Annotated in this window: 19 protein-coding genes; 12 read left to right on the top strand and 7 right to left on the bottom strand. The window is 67.3% G+C overall.

The window, feature by feature from the left end:
• Positions 1-111: 111 nt before the first annotated feature.
• Positions 112-714 (top strand): hypothetical protein, encoded by a 603-nt coding sequence (locus tag EOE66_RS02190; protein ID WP_128227043.1) that lies wholly within the window; start codon positions 112-114, stop codon positions 712-714.
• Here the strand turns inward: EOE66_RS02190 and EOE66_RS02185 are convergent, their stop codons facing one another.
• Both EOE66_RS02185 and EOE66_RS02180 read right to left on the bottom strand, forming a co-directional pair.
• A complete protein-coding gene (locus tag EOE66_RS02185) occupies positions 715-2601 on the bottom strand; it encodes a type IV secretory system conjugative DNA transfer family protein (protein ID WP_205702610.1) in 1887 nt (628 codons plus the stop codon).
• Between the two features lie 71 nt (positions 2602-2672).
• Positions 2673-3212, bottom strand: coding sequence for an SEL1-like repeat protein (locus EOE66_RS02180; RefSeq protein WP_128227041.1), 540 nt, complete (start codon positions 3210-3212; stop codon positions 2673-2675).
• A gap of 285 nt (positions 3213-3497) precedes the next feature.
• On the opposite strand from EOE66_RS02180, the gene EOE66_RS21705 reads away from it, so the two are divergent.
• The 3 genes from EOE66_RS21705 to EOE66_RS02170 are packed head-to-tail and all read left to right on the top strand — an operon-like array spanning position 3498 to position 5406.
• Entirely contained in the window at positions 3498-3812 is a 315-nt protein-coding gene (locus EOE66_RS21705; RefSeq protein ID WP_164884968.1) for a hypothetical protein, read from the top strand.
• A complete protein-coding gene (locus EOE66_RS02175; protein ID WP_164884967.1) occupies positions 3805-4497 on the top strand; it encodes a Fic/DOC family protein in 693 nt (230 codons plus the stop codon). The genes EOE66_RS21705 and EOE66_RS02175 overlap by 8 nt, the downstream gene beginning before the upstream one ends.
• A gap of 48 nt (positions 4498-4545) precedes the next feature.
• Positions 4546-5406, top strand: coding sequence for a tetratricopeptide repeat protein (locus EOE66_RS02170; RefSeq protein WP_128227039.1), 861 nt, complete (start codon positions 4546-4548; stop codon positions 5404-5406).
• Positions 5407-5419: 13 nt separating this feature from the next.
• Here EOE66_RS02170 and EOE66_RS21700 read toward each other — a convergent pair whose 3' ends face one another.
• Entirely contained in the window at positions 5420-5572 is a 153-nt protein-coding gene (locus EOE66_RS21700; RefSeq protein WP_164884966.1) for a hypothetical protein, read from the bottom strand.
• 157 nt (positions 5573-5729) lie between these two features.
• Between EOE66_RS21700 and EOE66_RS02165 the strand changes: the two genes are divergently transcribed.
• Positions 5730-6029, top strand: a complete 300-nt coding sequence (locus EOE66_RS02165) for a hypothetical protein (protein WP_164884965.1) — start codon at positions 5730-5732, stop codon at positions 6027-6029.
• A gap of 25 nt (positions 6030-6054) precedes the next feature.
• Here the strand turns inward: EOE66_RS02165 and EOE66_RS02160 are convergent, their stop codons facing one another.
• A complete protein-coding gene (locus EOE66_RS02160; RefSeq protein ID WP_128227037.1) occupies positions 6055-6594 on the bottom strand; it encodes an acyl-CoA thioesterase in 540 nt (179 codons plus the stop codon).
• Positions 6595-6647: 53 nt separating this feature from the next.
• Between EOE66_RS02160 and EOE66_RS02155 the strand changes: the two genes are divergently transcribed.
• Positions 6648-7154: a MarR family winged helix-turn-helix transcriptional regulator gene (locus tag EOE66_RS02155; RefSeq protein WP_128227036.1), complete on the top strand. Its 507-nt coding sequence runs from the start codon at positions 6648-6650 to the stop codon at positions 7152-7154.
• 17 nt (positions 7155-7171) lie between these two features.
• Here EOE66_RS02155 and EOE66_RS02150 read toward each other — a convergent pair whose 3' ends face one another.
• From EOE66_RS02150 to EOE66_RS02140, 3 genes are all read right to left on the bottom strand, one after another.
• Positions 7172-7867 (bottom strand): hypothetical protein, encoded by a 696-nt coding sequence (locus EOE66_RS02150; RefSeq protein ID WP_128227035.1) that lies wholly within the window; start codon positions 7865-7867, stop codon positions 7172-7174.
• A 101-nt stretch (positions 7868-7968) separates the two neighbouring features.
• Complete coding sequence (locus EOE66_RS02145) at positions 7969-8616, bottom strand: Crp/Fnr family transcriptional regulator (protein WP_164884964.1); 648 nt, start codon at positions 8614-8616, stop codon at positions 7969-7971.
• 121 nt (positions 8617-8737) lie between these two features.
• The gene (locus EOE66_RS02140; protein WP_245478866.1) at positions 8738-9475 is read right to left on the bottom strand and encodes a Crp/Fnr family transcriptional regulator; all 738 of its coding nucleotides are present in this window, start codon (positions 9473-9475) and stop codon (positions 8738-8740) included.
• Positions 9476-9621: 146 nt separating this feature from the next.
• On the opposite strand from EOE66_RS02140, the gene EOE66_RS02135 reads away from it, so the two are divergent.
• The 6 genes from EOE66_RS02135 to EOE66_RS02110 all read left to right on the top strand — a co-directional run bounded on the left by EOE66_RS02135 (position 9622) and on the right by EOE66_RS02110 (position 13295).
• A complete protein-coding gene (locus EOE66_RS02135; protein WP_128227032.1) occupies positions 9622-10698 on the top strand; it encodes an extracellular catalytic domain type 1 short-chain-length polyhydroxyalkanoate depolymerase in 1077 nt (358 codons plus the stop codon).
• A 63-nt stretch (positions 10699-10761) separates the two neighbouring features.
• Positions 10762-11094: a BON domain-containing protein gene (locus EOE66_RS02130; RefSeq protein ID WP_128227031.1), complete on the top strand. Its 333-nt coding sequence runs from the start codon at positions 10762-10764 to the stop codon at positions 11092-11094.
• Positions 11095-11164: 70 nt separating this feature from the next.
• Positions 11165-11347 carry a CsbD family protein gene (locus EOE66_RS02125; RefSeq protein WP_128227030.1) on the top strand — a complete coding sequence of 61 codons (183 nt, stop codon included), beginning with the start codon at positions 11165-11167 and terminating at the stop codon, positions 11345-11347.
• Positions 11348-11551: 204 nt separating this feature from the next.
• The gene (gene queC / locus EOE66_RS02120) at positions 11552-12274 is read left to right on the top strand and encodes a 7-cyano-7-deazaguanine synthase QueC (protein ID WP_128227485.1); all 723 of its coding nucleotides are present in this window, start codon (positions 11552-11554) and stop codon (positions 12272-12274) included.
• The gene (gene queE, locus EOE66_RS02115; RefSeq protein ID WP_128227029.1) at positions 12271-12903 is read left to right on the top strand and encodes a 7-carboxy-7-deazaguanine synthase; all 633 of its coding nucleotides are present in this window, start codon (positions 12271-12273) and stop codon (positions 12901-12903) included. Before queC ends, queE begins: the two co-directional genes overlap by 4 nt.
• A complete protein-coding gene (locus EOE66_RS02110; RefSeq protein ID WP_128227028.1) occupies positions 12900-13295 on the top strand; it encodes a 6-carboxytetrahydropterin synthase in 396 nt (131 codons plus the stop codon). Before queE ends, EOE66_RS02110 begins: the two co-directional genes overlap by 4 nt.
• The last annotated feature ends 1 nt before the right edge of the window (position 13296 follow it).

Below are 13296 nucleotides of genomic sequence, written 5' to 3'. Positions count from 1 at the left end.
GTGATCGAACTGACGGGCTTGTAGGTAACGGGCTTGTTGTTGTCGGTCATGTGGCGGTCCTCCCTGCTTACCTCTACCATGACCGGACCTTGGATTTCAGCAGCATTCGCCATGGCTACCTCTGACCCTGGAAGCATTAACGACCCCCTTGCTGACGCTGTGGAAGCTCTCGCCAAGCGCTATGGGGAGCGCCGGGAGCGGTTGCTGCAGCAGCAAGTAGACACGCGTGCGGAGCGCGAGGCACGCACCTCCCACGTGGACCGGAACGTTAAGCGAACCTACGACCAGATTGACGGCCTGCAGCTGGCGCGGCTGGACGCCGAGCATCGACGCGAGCTGGCCATCCTGGCTGCCCTCGGTCAGGCTCCGGAGGGGATGAACGACGCCCAGATCGCGCGCGACGTGAAGGAACCTGTCCAGGTCTTTGCCAAGCACACGACGCGACGCGAGCCAACCGCGGAGTTCCAGGAGCAAGCGAAGAGGCCTGGCGGCATTAGCCCGGTGGGCGAAAAAATCGACGCCCTAGCCGCGTTGGCCGATGCTGGCGGGAATCCGGTGTTGTTTCAGCGCAGCACCGAGCCACACCCCGACATCAAGGCCGCGAAGCAGCGGGCTATCGAGCAGGCGATCGGGCCGTTCGATGACCCAGGCGGCAAAGGAGGCCGAGGGCGGGAGCGCGAGGGGCAGGGCCGGGGTGGCTACGAGCGAGAGTAGTCAGACCTCATCCCAGCGGCCCGCCAGTTCAGGGTCCTTGAAGTAAGCCAGGCGCTCAATGTAAATCGGCGCGCTGCTGGGCGGTAGCACGAACATCCCTTCATTGCGCATCACCTCATCAGGGGTGCGCAGCTGACGCTTGGCCGCGCTGGTCGTCGTGCTGTTGTTGCCGCCTGAGGTGTTCGTGCTTGTTGCCTCCACGGTGGCCTCGCCGAGCATGTCCGAGACGTACTTGGCGGTGTCGAAATCCTGCACCCCGAAGAAGCAACGCAGCCCGGCGTTACCGGGGAAGGTCGGCCACTTCTCCTTGTAGGTGTCCTTCATCTGCGCCAGGTCCTGGAACACCGCCCAGACCTGAATGCCGTACCCGGCCCCAATGCCAAGGGCATCCTCCACGGGCTTCATGCGGCCGAGGGCGGCCAACTCGTCGAGCATGAACATCACCGACTGCGGCGGCGGGCTCAACCGCCTGGTCATGGCCCTCAAGGCACCGATGACAACCAGCCGTAGCCAACGGCTGTAGACCGTCAGCAGGTCAGGCGGAACACACAAGTAGACCGACAGGGCGCTACCGCGCTGCCAGGCGCTGAAGTCGATGGCATCGACGCCATCAAGACCGAGGTTCTTCTGCAGCGTCGGGTTGTCGAGGAAGTCGGTCTCGGTCGCCGCCGTCGAGATGATCGAGGAGAACTCCTTGCCGTCGCTGAGAGCGAGCATCGTTCCTGCGCGCGAGCGGATCACGTCGGGCCCGAAGGTGCTGGCCGCCATGGCTCCCAGCGTCGGCCGCAGCCTTTGGGTCAAGAGCTGCCGGACGATCGTGAGGTCGGCGACCGGCCGCAGGTTCGGCTCGGTTACCACGAAGGCAATGAGGCCCTCCAGTAGTTGCCGCGCTGAATCGCTGAAGTGCCGGTTCGGCCCGTCACTCGGCATGACCAGGGCACCGGCAATCACCGCCGCGCCGGTTGCCACCTCTTCAAGGCTGTTCGATGCCGCCAGCTCAGCCAGTGGGTTGAAGCCGCTAGACGGACGCCCGGTGATGCCCCATGGGTCGAGGTAGCAGACTGGTCCGTAGCTCTCGCGGTGACGGCCGGTGCGCAACGCGTTCTCGCCCTTGGGGTCGAGCACCATCACTGGGCCCGTATAGGAGAGCAGATTCGGGATGAGAAGGTCGCGCCCTTTTCCGCTGCGCGCGCTAGCGACGACCAGCACGTGCTTGTCGGTGCGGTAGGCCAGCGGTACCCCGACTGGACTCGGTTCGCCATCGTCGCCAGCAGGATGGGCAAGCCCAAGACGCACTGTCGCGCCCTTGTGGGCGGCCGCCTTGGCGTCGGCGTTCCAGCGGTCTACTTCCTCGATCGAGGCAAACCGCGCGGTGCCGAACGTTTTGCTTGGTTTGCTCTTGAAGAGGAAGAACGTCGCGACGTACCCGAACCAACACAGCACCATGCAGATGAGGCCAAAGAGACGCCAGTCAAGCGCCAACGCGACTACGGCAATGCCAGCACCGACGATGTTTGCCTTCAGCGAGGTCGCCTGGCGCTTGTGGTCTGCAACCAAGTCACCCACAACAGGGCTCACCGAGCGCTTCTGCGTCAGCCGCCGTAGATGAAGGAACGCCAGTGCCGCGACGAGCAGGCTAGCCAGGATTGCCGGGAGGCGCAGGTACAGAAGGCCCTCGCGGTCGCGGTCCTCCTGGGTTCTCATCGGCGGCTGCGCGGGCTGCGTGCTCGCAACCCACTGCGGCCAAGTGCGCTGCGTGAAGGTCACGCAGGCGTTGAAGTCGTTGAGCATCGCCGCGGGCGGCTCAGGGGCTTGCGGGTTCCGCTGGCGTTCGCTCTTGGCCCGGTCGTAGCTCTCCCGGCATTGCTTCCCCAGGATCGGGTCCATGGCGGCCAGGCTGCTGGTCGACCAGGTCGCGGCCATCAGCAGCACGGCGCACCAACGGCGTGCGCGGACCGTCACGGTTTTGTCGCTGAGGCTGCCGACGCCGCTGGCGCAGAGGCCGCGCTATCGGGTTCGTCGTCACGGCTGTGAGGCAGCCTCTTCTCCATTTCGCGCACGGCTTCCGCGTCATCTGCCTTCGCTGCGAAGTTGAGCCACATCAGCCCGCGTGCCGATGGGCTGCTGCCCCAGTAAAGCTGTTCCTCATCGCGCGACATGGGTAGCGGAGCCTTGCTCGGTAGTGGGCCGTTCTCGTCATCAAGATAGAGAAGGCCAAGCTCTCGCCGCGCCGCAACGTGACCCGTCTCCCAGGCGAACAGGCCAGGCTTTGCGGCGCGGAGGTACCAGAACTCTGCCGCCTCAGGATCACGCGCGAGGAAGCCGCCGTAGTGGCGCTGTTGGCCCATCCAGAACTCAGCGTGCGGCAACGCCAGGCCGATTGGCATGTAGACCAGCAAGAGCAGCGGCAGCATGGCCAGGAGCCGGAACGTCGCGGTCGCTAGCAGCGACAGAACGACAAGCGGCGTGTAGATGAACCACCCGACGGGTGTGTCCATCGTGAGCAGGAGCCTGTCCAATGGCCCTATGCCAAGCCCCTTCAGCAACTCCCTCATCGCTACCCCCGGCCTCTTTCTCGCTGTATGGACTCAGTTTAAGTGCGGCGTGGTGAACTTCATGGCGTGGCCGGGATGCCCCGTGCCCGCCCAAGGAACTGAAAAGGGGCCGGCGGTGCGGCTGGCCTGTCGGATGCGCAGCTGCGCGTCAGTTCTATCTGGCTTGACTTTGGCGGTGCCGCGAGTGGCCAAATAGACGGGGAGGATCGACCATGACAGACTGCGTGAATGAGCACTACGGCATCACCGATTGAGGCCATCGCTGCCGAGGTGGCGCGCATCCTGACGGCGCTGCTGGCCGGGGCCGACGAGGATGCCAAGACGCACCGGTTTACGCCCCTGACCGATGCTGAGCTTGCGGTACGCCGCCCCCGCGCCTTGCAGGCCAAAGCCAGCGCCGAGCTTGAAGGCGTGCTGCCGACCGTGGCCGGGGAGGGCCTTGAGGAGGCCTTCTTCAAGCAGCGCTGGGACGGCGAACGATGCTGCCGCTACATCATCCAGTCTGCGCAGAAGGGCGTCTTGCCGTCCGCCAACCGTGAGTGACCCGTACCTATACCCGGGCACTGAGGTCCTGCAGAACCTCTTGGGTATCTGTGACCAGGCTCAGCTTCAGGAGGTCGAACATCGGTTGAGTGCGAGCCGCGCCATTAAGGAGCTGCCCAAGGGTGACTTCAGTTATGCCCACCTCAAAGCCATCCACTGGCACCTGTTCCAGGATGTCTACGACTGGGCTGGCGACGAGCGCATCGTCGAGATGGTCAAAGACGACACGGTTTTCTGCCCCTCTGAGCACATCACCCAGCGCATGACCGAGATCGCTGACGACCTGGCCGCTGAGTACCATTTGGTCGGTATGGCAGCGCCCGAGTTCGCCGCACGAGCTGCGCACTATCTATGCGCCGTCAACGCCGCGCACCCCTTCCGCGAAGGCAACGGCCGGACGCAGCGCGCCTTCTTTGCTCAGCTCGCCGAGCAGGCTGGTCACCGGTTGGACTTTTCTCGAGTGACTGCGGCGCAGATGCGCGAGGCGTCGGTTGCCGGCGTGCACGGGGAGGAGTCACCGATGGCTGCCCTGATGCTGCAAGCCGTTAGTCGTGCGCCAGCCCGGAAGGCAGCGATCGAACGGGCTTTGCAGAAGCCTGGGCCGCATAGCAGCTGTGAGGAGACAATGGCTCAGCGGAAACAAGAGCGCCGAATGCGTACCCGTGACCACGACATCGAGCGCTGAGCTGTCTCTGCACAACAGGCGGCGATCGCGCCAGTCGGGGAGAGGTTGATGGAATTGCTGTCGCCAGCTAAAGGGATGTTCTCGGTGTTGGCGCTGCTCGCGCTACCTACGGCAGTGGTGCTGTACAGCCTTATGCCCACAGGGCGAAAGGTCGCGCTGCCCTCGACGCGGTTGGCGTTCGGGCTGTTGGCCACACTCTTGGTTGGTGCTGCCGCGACATATCAGGCCTTTCGAGAGCGCGCTGCAGTGAAGCCAGCGCTGCTGAAGGCATGCCAAGCTAGCCCATTCCTTAGCGAGATAACCGCCGACTGGAAGGAAGCTTCGCAAAGGTTCTGTGACTGCGCCTTGTCGCGGACTGTGGGCGCGGGGTTCTTGTCGAAGGGCTTGGCCAGCACGTTAGGCCTGCCACTTGTCGCCGCTGACACAGTGCGGCTGCGATTTGGTCTCAGTGAACCTATAGACATCGTTCCAGACCTCACGCCGCTAGCAGACGGGCGATGCAAGTCAGATGCACGATGGGTGGACCCCATGAGCATGTGGACTCATGGCGTCAGCCACCTCTGGGGCCTGAGCAGCAAGGAGCTCAACTACGCCCTGGGAGTCAAGTGGGTGACCAAGGCGGCAGAGAGCGGCTTAGCGCGAGCGCAAGGAACATTGGGGTCCCTGTACTTGTCTGGTGAATATGGACAGGCCAAGGACGATGCTCTAGCGAGATCTTGGTTGACCAAGGGCGCCGCACAAAGCGATCCGCGCTCTCTGTACCTGCTTGGATACATGCACCTCATGGGGCGCGGCGGTCTCAAGGAAGACGCGATCGAGGGACGGCGGCTCATCGCCAAAGCGAAGGAGCTGGGTTTTGCCGACGCCTCACCACCTCAGTCATCGCCTGCAGCTTCCTCGTCGAGGTAGTCCACAGGCTTCTTTATTCGCAGCGGCCCTTGGCCAGCCGACGTCGTAGTCGCTCAGCTTCGCGCTTGACTGCCTCCTCAACGGCCGCAAGCTTAGTCGGGTAGGTGCCGGTTTTCAGGATGAAGCGCAGCGCCTCACCTGCCTCAGCTTCGAGCGTGCCGATCACCGCATCGCCACCGGCCTCAAGTCGCCGGGCACGGCCATGCGCGCGGTAAACCGCGTTCGGTAGCGTGCCGCCCTCGCTGGTCGCGGTCTCCTTCGTTGGGCTTATGCATCAGGCGCCCACACGGGCGCGACCCCGGTAAGGGTCCGCCGCACGTGACATGTCATGTGAAATTTCTCGTCGGGCCAGTTTGCTGAGCTTCAAGAGCGTACCGCTCATCCTGTCCCTCTGCATTTTTGCCAACGACCAGGAGATCAGCACGATCATCTATCGCGCTGCAGCCGCCTGCGGCCTTGTTCTTGCAAAGCTTGCTGCCGGCAGCGTCTCGAAACTGGACAACCCGCTCCCTTCATCGCGCGCTCGAGCAGGAGCGGTGAAGACGAAGACACCCGCCTTTCGCGCCGTCCTGCGCGGCGAGGCCCAGCGTGCGGGCTCGACATCCAGCGCCATCACGCCCTGAGCGCAGAGCCTGAGCCTGCGCAGCCTCAAGTGGCGGCTTCGAAGTCCTTCATCACGCCGGCTTCCGCGGCCAGCCAGTGCTGCACCGGCACGGGCAGTGCCTGTTGCGTGAACTCGCGCCCGAGCCGCGCGTACGAGCGCTCGTTCGGCACCAGGCCGTTGCGGCTGACCGCGGCGCCCTTCATGTAGCCCGCCGCACAAGGCGTGCCGTCTTCGCGTAGGAACTCGAAGCGCATGTAGTTCCAGGCATGGTCGGCCCCCGCCAGCGAGAACCTGATGCGGTAGCGCTGCCACGGGGTCAGGCCCTTGCGGTAGGTGATGAAGGCGCCGCCCGACATCGGGCGCCAGCCGGCCTTCAGCATCACCCTCGCGAAACCGCTGCGCACGAAGTACTCCACCAGCATCAGGTCGACGATGGTCAGGTAGCGGCCGTTGTTCATGTGGCCGTTGATGTCCAGGTCGTTGGGCAAGACGCGCAGCCGTCGTTCGATCCACGCTCCAGGCTCGATGGGCTGCAGGCGGGCCGAGCGCAGCAGCGCCCAGAGCAGGCGAAGGTAGAGGTTCATGGCAGCCGCATAATTGGTTCGTTAGTGAACAGTATAGTTCGAAAACGAACCACATGAACCGAGCTCCGAAGTCAGCACCTGCCCGTGTTCCGCGCAAGCGCGCATCCATCGCAGAGGAAGACCGCAACGCCGAAGCCGTGCGCTCGTGGCTGTCGGTCGTGCAGGCTTATCACCTGTGCGATGCGCTCATGACACGGCGCCTCGCCGAGCTGGGTGTGCGCGTGCCAGAGCACGAGATCCTGGCCAACCTGCGCCGCGAGCCCGGCATCACGCAGCAGGTGCTGGCCTCGCGCTGCTTCTCGGCCAAGAGCCACATCAGCGCGCTGCTGACCTTGCTGGAAGGGCGCGGCTGGGTGCGGCGCGAACCCGACCCCAGCGACGCCCGCGCCAAGCGGCTGTTCCTGGCCGCGGAGGGCGAGCGCATCGCCGCACAGACGGCAGCGGTGCAGACTGCCGTGGTGGCCGCGATGGTCGACGGCGAAACGGACACGGCCTTGCAAGCGGTGACCGAGGCGATGAAGCGCGTGGCAACGCGGCTGAAGGCCCAGCTCGAGGCATGAGCGCCGCGTCCGCGACCTCAGCGGATGTTCCCCGGCCCCACCTGCTGCGCCAGGCCGCCCACCACAGGCCCGACAGGCACCATCGGCGGGCAGAAGGTCGGCACCGGCCCACCGCCCATCACGTTGTGCAGCAGGTTGGTGCTCAGCCAGGGCATCAGGGCCTTGTTCAGGCCATCGGCCACCGCCTGGGCCACGCCTTCGGCACACGGGGGTTTGTTGTGGCCGAACTTCTGCACGATGGCCTGCTTCACGGCACCGGGGTCGACGAGCGCCAGGCCCGGCATGCACAGGGTGAGCAGCTTCTCGGGCCGGGCCGGCTGCGGCGGGGCCACCGGGCCGGGCCAGGCCGCGAACTGCGGGTACCACGCCAGCCCGGGCACGATGGCCAAGGCAAGCATCTGGTGGAACTGGTTGTGCACGCCAGCGGCAATGGCGGTGTTGTAGGCCGCCCAGTTGCCAGGGGGGTTGGCGCCGCGGATCAGGGGGTCGAGCAGCGGGCCCACCAGGCGCCCGCCCGAGACGATCGGCCCGGCGATGATGGCCCCCTGCAGCACCGTGCGCTGCCGCCATTGGTCCAGTGCGGTACCGATGCACTGGCCGATCTGGCCCAGGTAGGTGTTGAAGGTGTCGCGGTTCGTGCCGGCGGGCATGGTCTGGCGCGAGAAGGCCGAGACCGCGGTGGTCTTGAAGAGGTTGATGTCGAGGTTGGGCATGGGCACAGCTCCAGAGGGCTGGCGGCCATGCTGCTGCGCAGGCGTTTCTCGGGCGTTTCGCTGCGCGGTCGCGGCACCGCGTGCGCGCTTGGGTTCCACCCTCAGGTGCGCCCCTCGCTGAGCACCTGGATGTGGCCGCGGCTGTAGCGGATCAAGCCCTCGCGCTGCAGTTGCAGCGCCGCCACCGTCACGCCCTCGCGGCGCACGCCCAGCATGCCTGCAATGCGCTCTTGCGTGATGTGCAGGTCGTCGCCCACCTGCCTGTCCAGGTGCTGCAGCAGCCAGCAGCACACCTGGCGCGTCAGGGTGTGGTGCCGGTGGCAGGCCGATGTCTGCGCCATGTGGGTGAACAGCGCCTGCGTGTAGCGCAGCAGTTGCTGCATCACCGGCGCGGAGTCACGCGACAGGTCTGCAATGTCGCTGGCCCGCATGCGCCACGCCTGCCCGCCGCGCTGCACCACCGCGCTGCTCAGGGCGTTGCCGCCGCCCATGAAGGCGCACACGCCCACGACGCCTTCACGGCCGACCACGGCCACTTCGGTGCAGGCGCCGTCTTGCATGGGCGACACGAGCGATACGACGGCCGTGACCGGAAAGTAGACCTGCCGCAGCAGCGTGCCCGCTTCGTAGAGCGTGTCCCCTGCTTTCAGCTCAGTGGCTTCGGCGCGGGCGTGCAGAGCTTCGGCCACGTCGGCCGGCAGGGCGGCCAGCAAGTCGTTCCTGGATCGTGTGTTGCTGTCGGTGCTCAAGGGGCAGTGGCTCGTGGGCGACCTCAAGGTCGAAGGGCCTCAATCTAGAGCGCGCTGTTTCGATCCTTCATGTCGAAAGACACAGAGGTGCATCCGCCCCACACACCCCGGTGCAGGCCCGTCAGACCAAGGGCCGCGGCGGCGGGCGGCCGTCGCCGTAGAGGTCGGCCAGGCGCGCCAGGGCCTTCACGTCGCGCAGGTAGAGCCGGCCCTCGGCGATGCGGTGCAGGCCGTGGCGCTCCAGCTTGCGCAGGGTCTTGTTGGTGTGCACGAGCGAGAGGCCCAGGCCGTCGGCGATGTGCTGCTGCGTCAGCGGAAAAGCCACGCCCCCGGCGCCCGCATCGAGCTGCAGCGCGCCAGCGCGCTTGAACAAGAGGATGAGCAGCGAGGCGATGCGTTCTTCGGCACTGCGCCGGCCCACCGAGAGCAGCGTGTCGTCGACCATCGACTCTTCGTGCGCGGTGAGCCAGGTCACGTTGAAGCCCATCATCGGGCTGCGCCGGTGCAGTTCCCACAGCGCGTCACGCTGGAACACGCAGGCCAGCGCGTCGGTGAGCGTCTCCACGCCGTGCGCCGCGGCATCGCCCATCTTCTGCTGCACGCCGATGAAGTCACCGGCCAGCAGGAAACTGAGGATCTGTCGGCGCCCGTCGCTCAGGGTCTTGAAGCGGAAGGCCCAACCCTGCAGCAGGGTGTAGAGCGGTGCATCGGTCTGGCCTTCGTGAATCAGCACTTCACCGGGCACCAGGCGGCGCTCTCGCCGCTTGAGCGATTGAACGAGCTCGAGCTCTTCGCCCGTCGGTTCATGGAAGAGCTTCAGGGGCCGCAGCGGGCAATCGCGGCAGGCTGTCTCTGGCACCGGTGCCGGGGGTGCGCGGGGCGGTGGCGGCGGGGTGGGGTTCATCCCGCAGTGTGGCGCAGTGGGGCCTTCAGCGTGTGCCGGTGTGCCAGCCACTGCGCGACAGCGCACCGAAGGGCCCGTGCAAGCCGCGCACACTGCCCCGGATGACCCAGAGATTTCGCTTGGCGGCCTGGAGCCGCGCGGTGCGGCGCCAGCTCGCGGCCCTGAAGCGCCTGGCCCAGGGTGCGAACAAACGGCCACGCGCCAGCACCGCACCCGGCAAGGCAGGCCCGCGTGCGCCCACGCGCGGCCCCGGCGTGTGGGAGCCGGGCGTGGCGCTGGGCCCGGCGGGCGCCCGGCGCTACCGGCTCTACCGGCCGCCCGACATGCCGCCTGGCGCGCGCCTGCCCTTGCTGGTGATGCTGCACGGTTGCCAGCAGGACGCTGCGGGTTTCGCCGCCAGCACGCGCATGAACAGCTTCGCGCGCCGCGAAGGCTTCGTGGTGCTCTACCCGGAGCAAGACCGCCTGTCGCACAACCAGGCTTGCTGGAACTGGTACGGCATCGACAACGGCCGTGCCGCCCGCGAAGCCGCCTCCATCCTGCAGGCCATCGACCAGGTGTGCCGCTGGCACCCGGTGGACGGCCGCAAGGTGGCCATCGCCGGCTTGTCTGCGGGCGCCAGCATGGCGGCCTTGCTGGTGGAGCGGCAGCCCGAGCGCTTCAAGGCGCTGGTGATGCACTCGGGCATTGCGCCGGGCGTGGCGCACTCCGGCCTGTCAGCGCTGGCCGCCATGCGGGGCCGGCGCACGGCACCCGCCAGGGCGCCCGTGCCGGGCGCGGGTGATGCGGCGTGGCCGCCCTTGCTGGTGATTCACGGCGATGCCGACGGCGTGGTGTCGCCTGCCAACGGCCGGTCTGCGGCCGAGGCCTGGGCGCAGGCCACCGGCGCGCAGGCCGTGCCTTCCACCACCGTGCGCCGCGGGCAGCGCCGTGCGATGACCGTCACGCAGTTCAAGCGGGCCGGCGTCACCGCTTCCGCCTTGATGGCCGTGCACGGCCTGGCCCACGCCTGGAGCGGGGGCGCCGGCAAGCAGCCTTTTGGCGATGCCCGCGGGCCCGACGCTTCACGGCTGGTCTGGGCCTTTGCGAACCAGCAGTTCCGCAACGTCGAGGGTGCGGGGCTGGCCGCGGCGGTGCGCGTGCGTCATCGCACAGACCCGCGCCTTCGCAGTGCCTAGCCTGGGCGTCTGGCGGGCCGCTTCAGACGATGCGGCCCGTGGACAACGAACCGAGGACGCCCCATGAAGAACCGAACACTCGCCGGCCTGCTGCTGGCCATCGCCGCCGCGGCATCACCCCTGGCTTTGCACGCCGCCGAGGCCCAAGGCGCCCAGGAGAAGACCAAGGAATACGTCAAGGACTCGGTGATCACCACGAAGGTGAAGACCGAGCTCGCCGCGGCCAAGCTCTCCAGCCTGCTGAAGATCCAGGTGGAAACCGGCAACGCCGGCCGCGTCACCCTGACCGGCACCACCAACACCCCATCGGCCAGGAACAAGGCCGTGTCCCTCACCAAGGCGGTGAAGGGTGTGACCTCGGTCGACAACCAGATCAAGGTCGTCGCTGACAAATGAACCCAGGTCGGCCGCGCCCACCCGGCCTGGCCCCAGGGTTTCCCGATCGCAACGCAAGCAAGGAACAGCCATGAACAAGGATCAAGTCAAGGGCACGCTCAAAAGCGCCGCCGGCAAGGTGCAACAAGCCACCGGCAAGGTGGTCGGCAGCAACGAGCAGCAGGCCAAGGGCCTGAAGAAGCAGGTGGAAGGCCAGGCGCAGAAGGCGGTGGGCGACATCAAGGAAGTGGTCAAGGATGCAACCAGGAAATAGGGCCGCTGCGCACTGGGGAAGGCGCTGAAACGGCGCTGAAACGGCGCAGAAAGGTCGCAGAATCGCGCGTCCCAGAACTCCAGCGCCCGCCTGGCCCCAACGCGGCCCTGCCCGCGCGCGCGACGACCTGCATGCAGCGCGATGCCCTGATCTCCACGCAACACCTTGGCCCACGCCGCCCCGGGCCCTGCGGCGCTGCCGGCCATGTCTGACGCGCGCCCGGTGCACACGCAGGCCTTGGTGCTGTTTTCGGGCGGCCAGGATTCGGCCACCTGCCTGGCCTGGGCGCTGTCGCGCTACGAGCGGGTCGAGACCATCGGCTTCGACTACGGGCAGCGTCACAAGGTCGAACTGACGTGCCGGGGCCGCTTCCTCGAGGCCTTGAAACAGCGCTACCCGCAGTGGGCCCGCAAGATCGGGGACGATCATCTGCTGGACCTCGCGCTGCTGGGCCAGATCAGCGACACCGCGCTGACCCAGGACAAGGCCATCGCCTTTGCATCGACCGGCCTGCCGAACACCTTTGTCCCGGCGCGCAACCTCGTGTTCCTGACCCTGGCCGCGGCCATCGCCTACCGCCGCGGGCTCACGGTGCTGGTGGGCGGCATGTGCGAGACCGACTACTCGGGCTACCCCGATTGCCGCGACGACACCCTCAAGGCGCTGCAGGTGGCGCTGAGCCTGGGCATGGACAGCCGCTTCCTGCTCGATACGCCGCTGATGTGGCTCAGCAAGGCCCAGACCTGGCACCTGGCCGAAAGCCTGGGCGGCCGCCCGCTCGTCGAGCTGATCCGCGAGGAGACCCACACCTGCTATGCGGGCGACCGCCAGACGCGGCACGCCTGGGGCTACGGCTGCGGCAGCTGCCCGGCCTGCGAGCTGCGCCGCAAGGGCCACGACACCTACCTCGAGGCGCCCGCCCCGTGACCTACAGCGTCAAGGAGATCTTCTACACGCTGCAGGGCGAGGGCTTGCGCGCGGGGCGGCCGGCCGTGTTCTGCCGCTTCGCGGGCTGCAACCTGTGGACGGGCCGCGAGCCCGACCGGGCGCAGGCCGTCTGCCAGTTCTGCGACACCGATTTCGTCGGCACCGACGGCACCTTGGGCGGCAAGTACGGCAGCGCCCCGGCGCTGTCGGCACAGATCGCGGCGCTGTGGCCCGCCGGGCACGGACACCGGTACGTGGTGCTCACCGGGGGCGAGCCCTTGCTGCAGGTGGACGGCGCGCTGGTGGCGGCGCTGCATGCAGAGGGCTTCGAGATCGCGGTCGAGACCAACGGCACGGTGGCGGCTCCGCCGGGCATCGACTGGATCTGCGTGAGCCCCAAGGCCGGCGCCGCGTGGGTGCAGCGCACGGGCCATGAGCTGAAACTCGTGTACCCGCAACCCGGCCTGATGCCCGAGGCCGTGGACACCGAGGGCTTCGAGCACTGCCTGCTGCAGCCCATGGACGGCCTCCTGCAGCGGGCGAACACCCGCGCCGCCATCGCGCACTGCCAGGCCCATCCTCGCTGGCGGCTGTCTGTCCAGACCCACAAGATCCTCGACATCCGATGAGCCTCTCGCAGCCCGCCGGTGCGGTGTACGAACTCTCGCAGCGCTTCTACTTCGAGGCGGCCCACACGCTGCGGCGCAGCCAGGAAACGGCCGGCAGCCTGCGCATCCATGGCCACACCTACGAGGCCGAAGTGACGCTCAGTGGCCGGCCCGACCCCGCCACGGGCATGCTGATCGACCTGGCCCTGGTGCGCGCCGAGATCGCGCGCGTGCGCAGCCTGCTCGACCACCGCTTCCTCGACGAGGTGGAAGGCCTCGGGCCGGCGACGCTGGAGAACCTCTGCGCCTATCTGCGGGCGCAGTTGCAGACCGGCCTGCCGGCGCTTTGCGCCGTGATGGTCGAACGGCGCGCCAGTGGCGACCGCTGCGTGCTGCGCTGGCCCGCGGCCTGAG

Source organism: Rubrivivax rivuli (assembly GCF_004016505.1).
Lineage (GTDB): Bacteria > Pseudomonadota > Gammaproteobacteria > Burkholderiales > Burkholderiaceae_C > Rubrivivax > Rubrivivax rivuli.
This window is presented reverse-complemented; position numbering and strand designations above follow the sequence as displayed.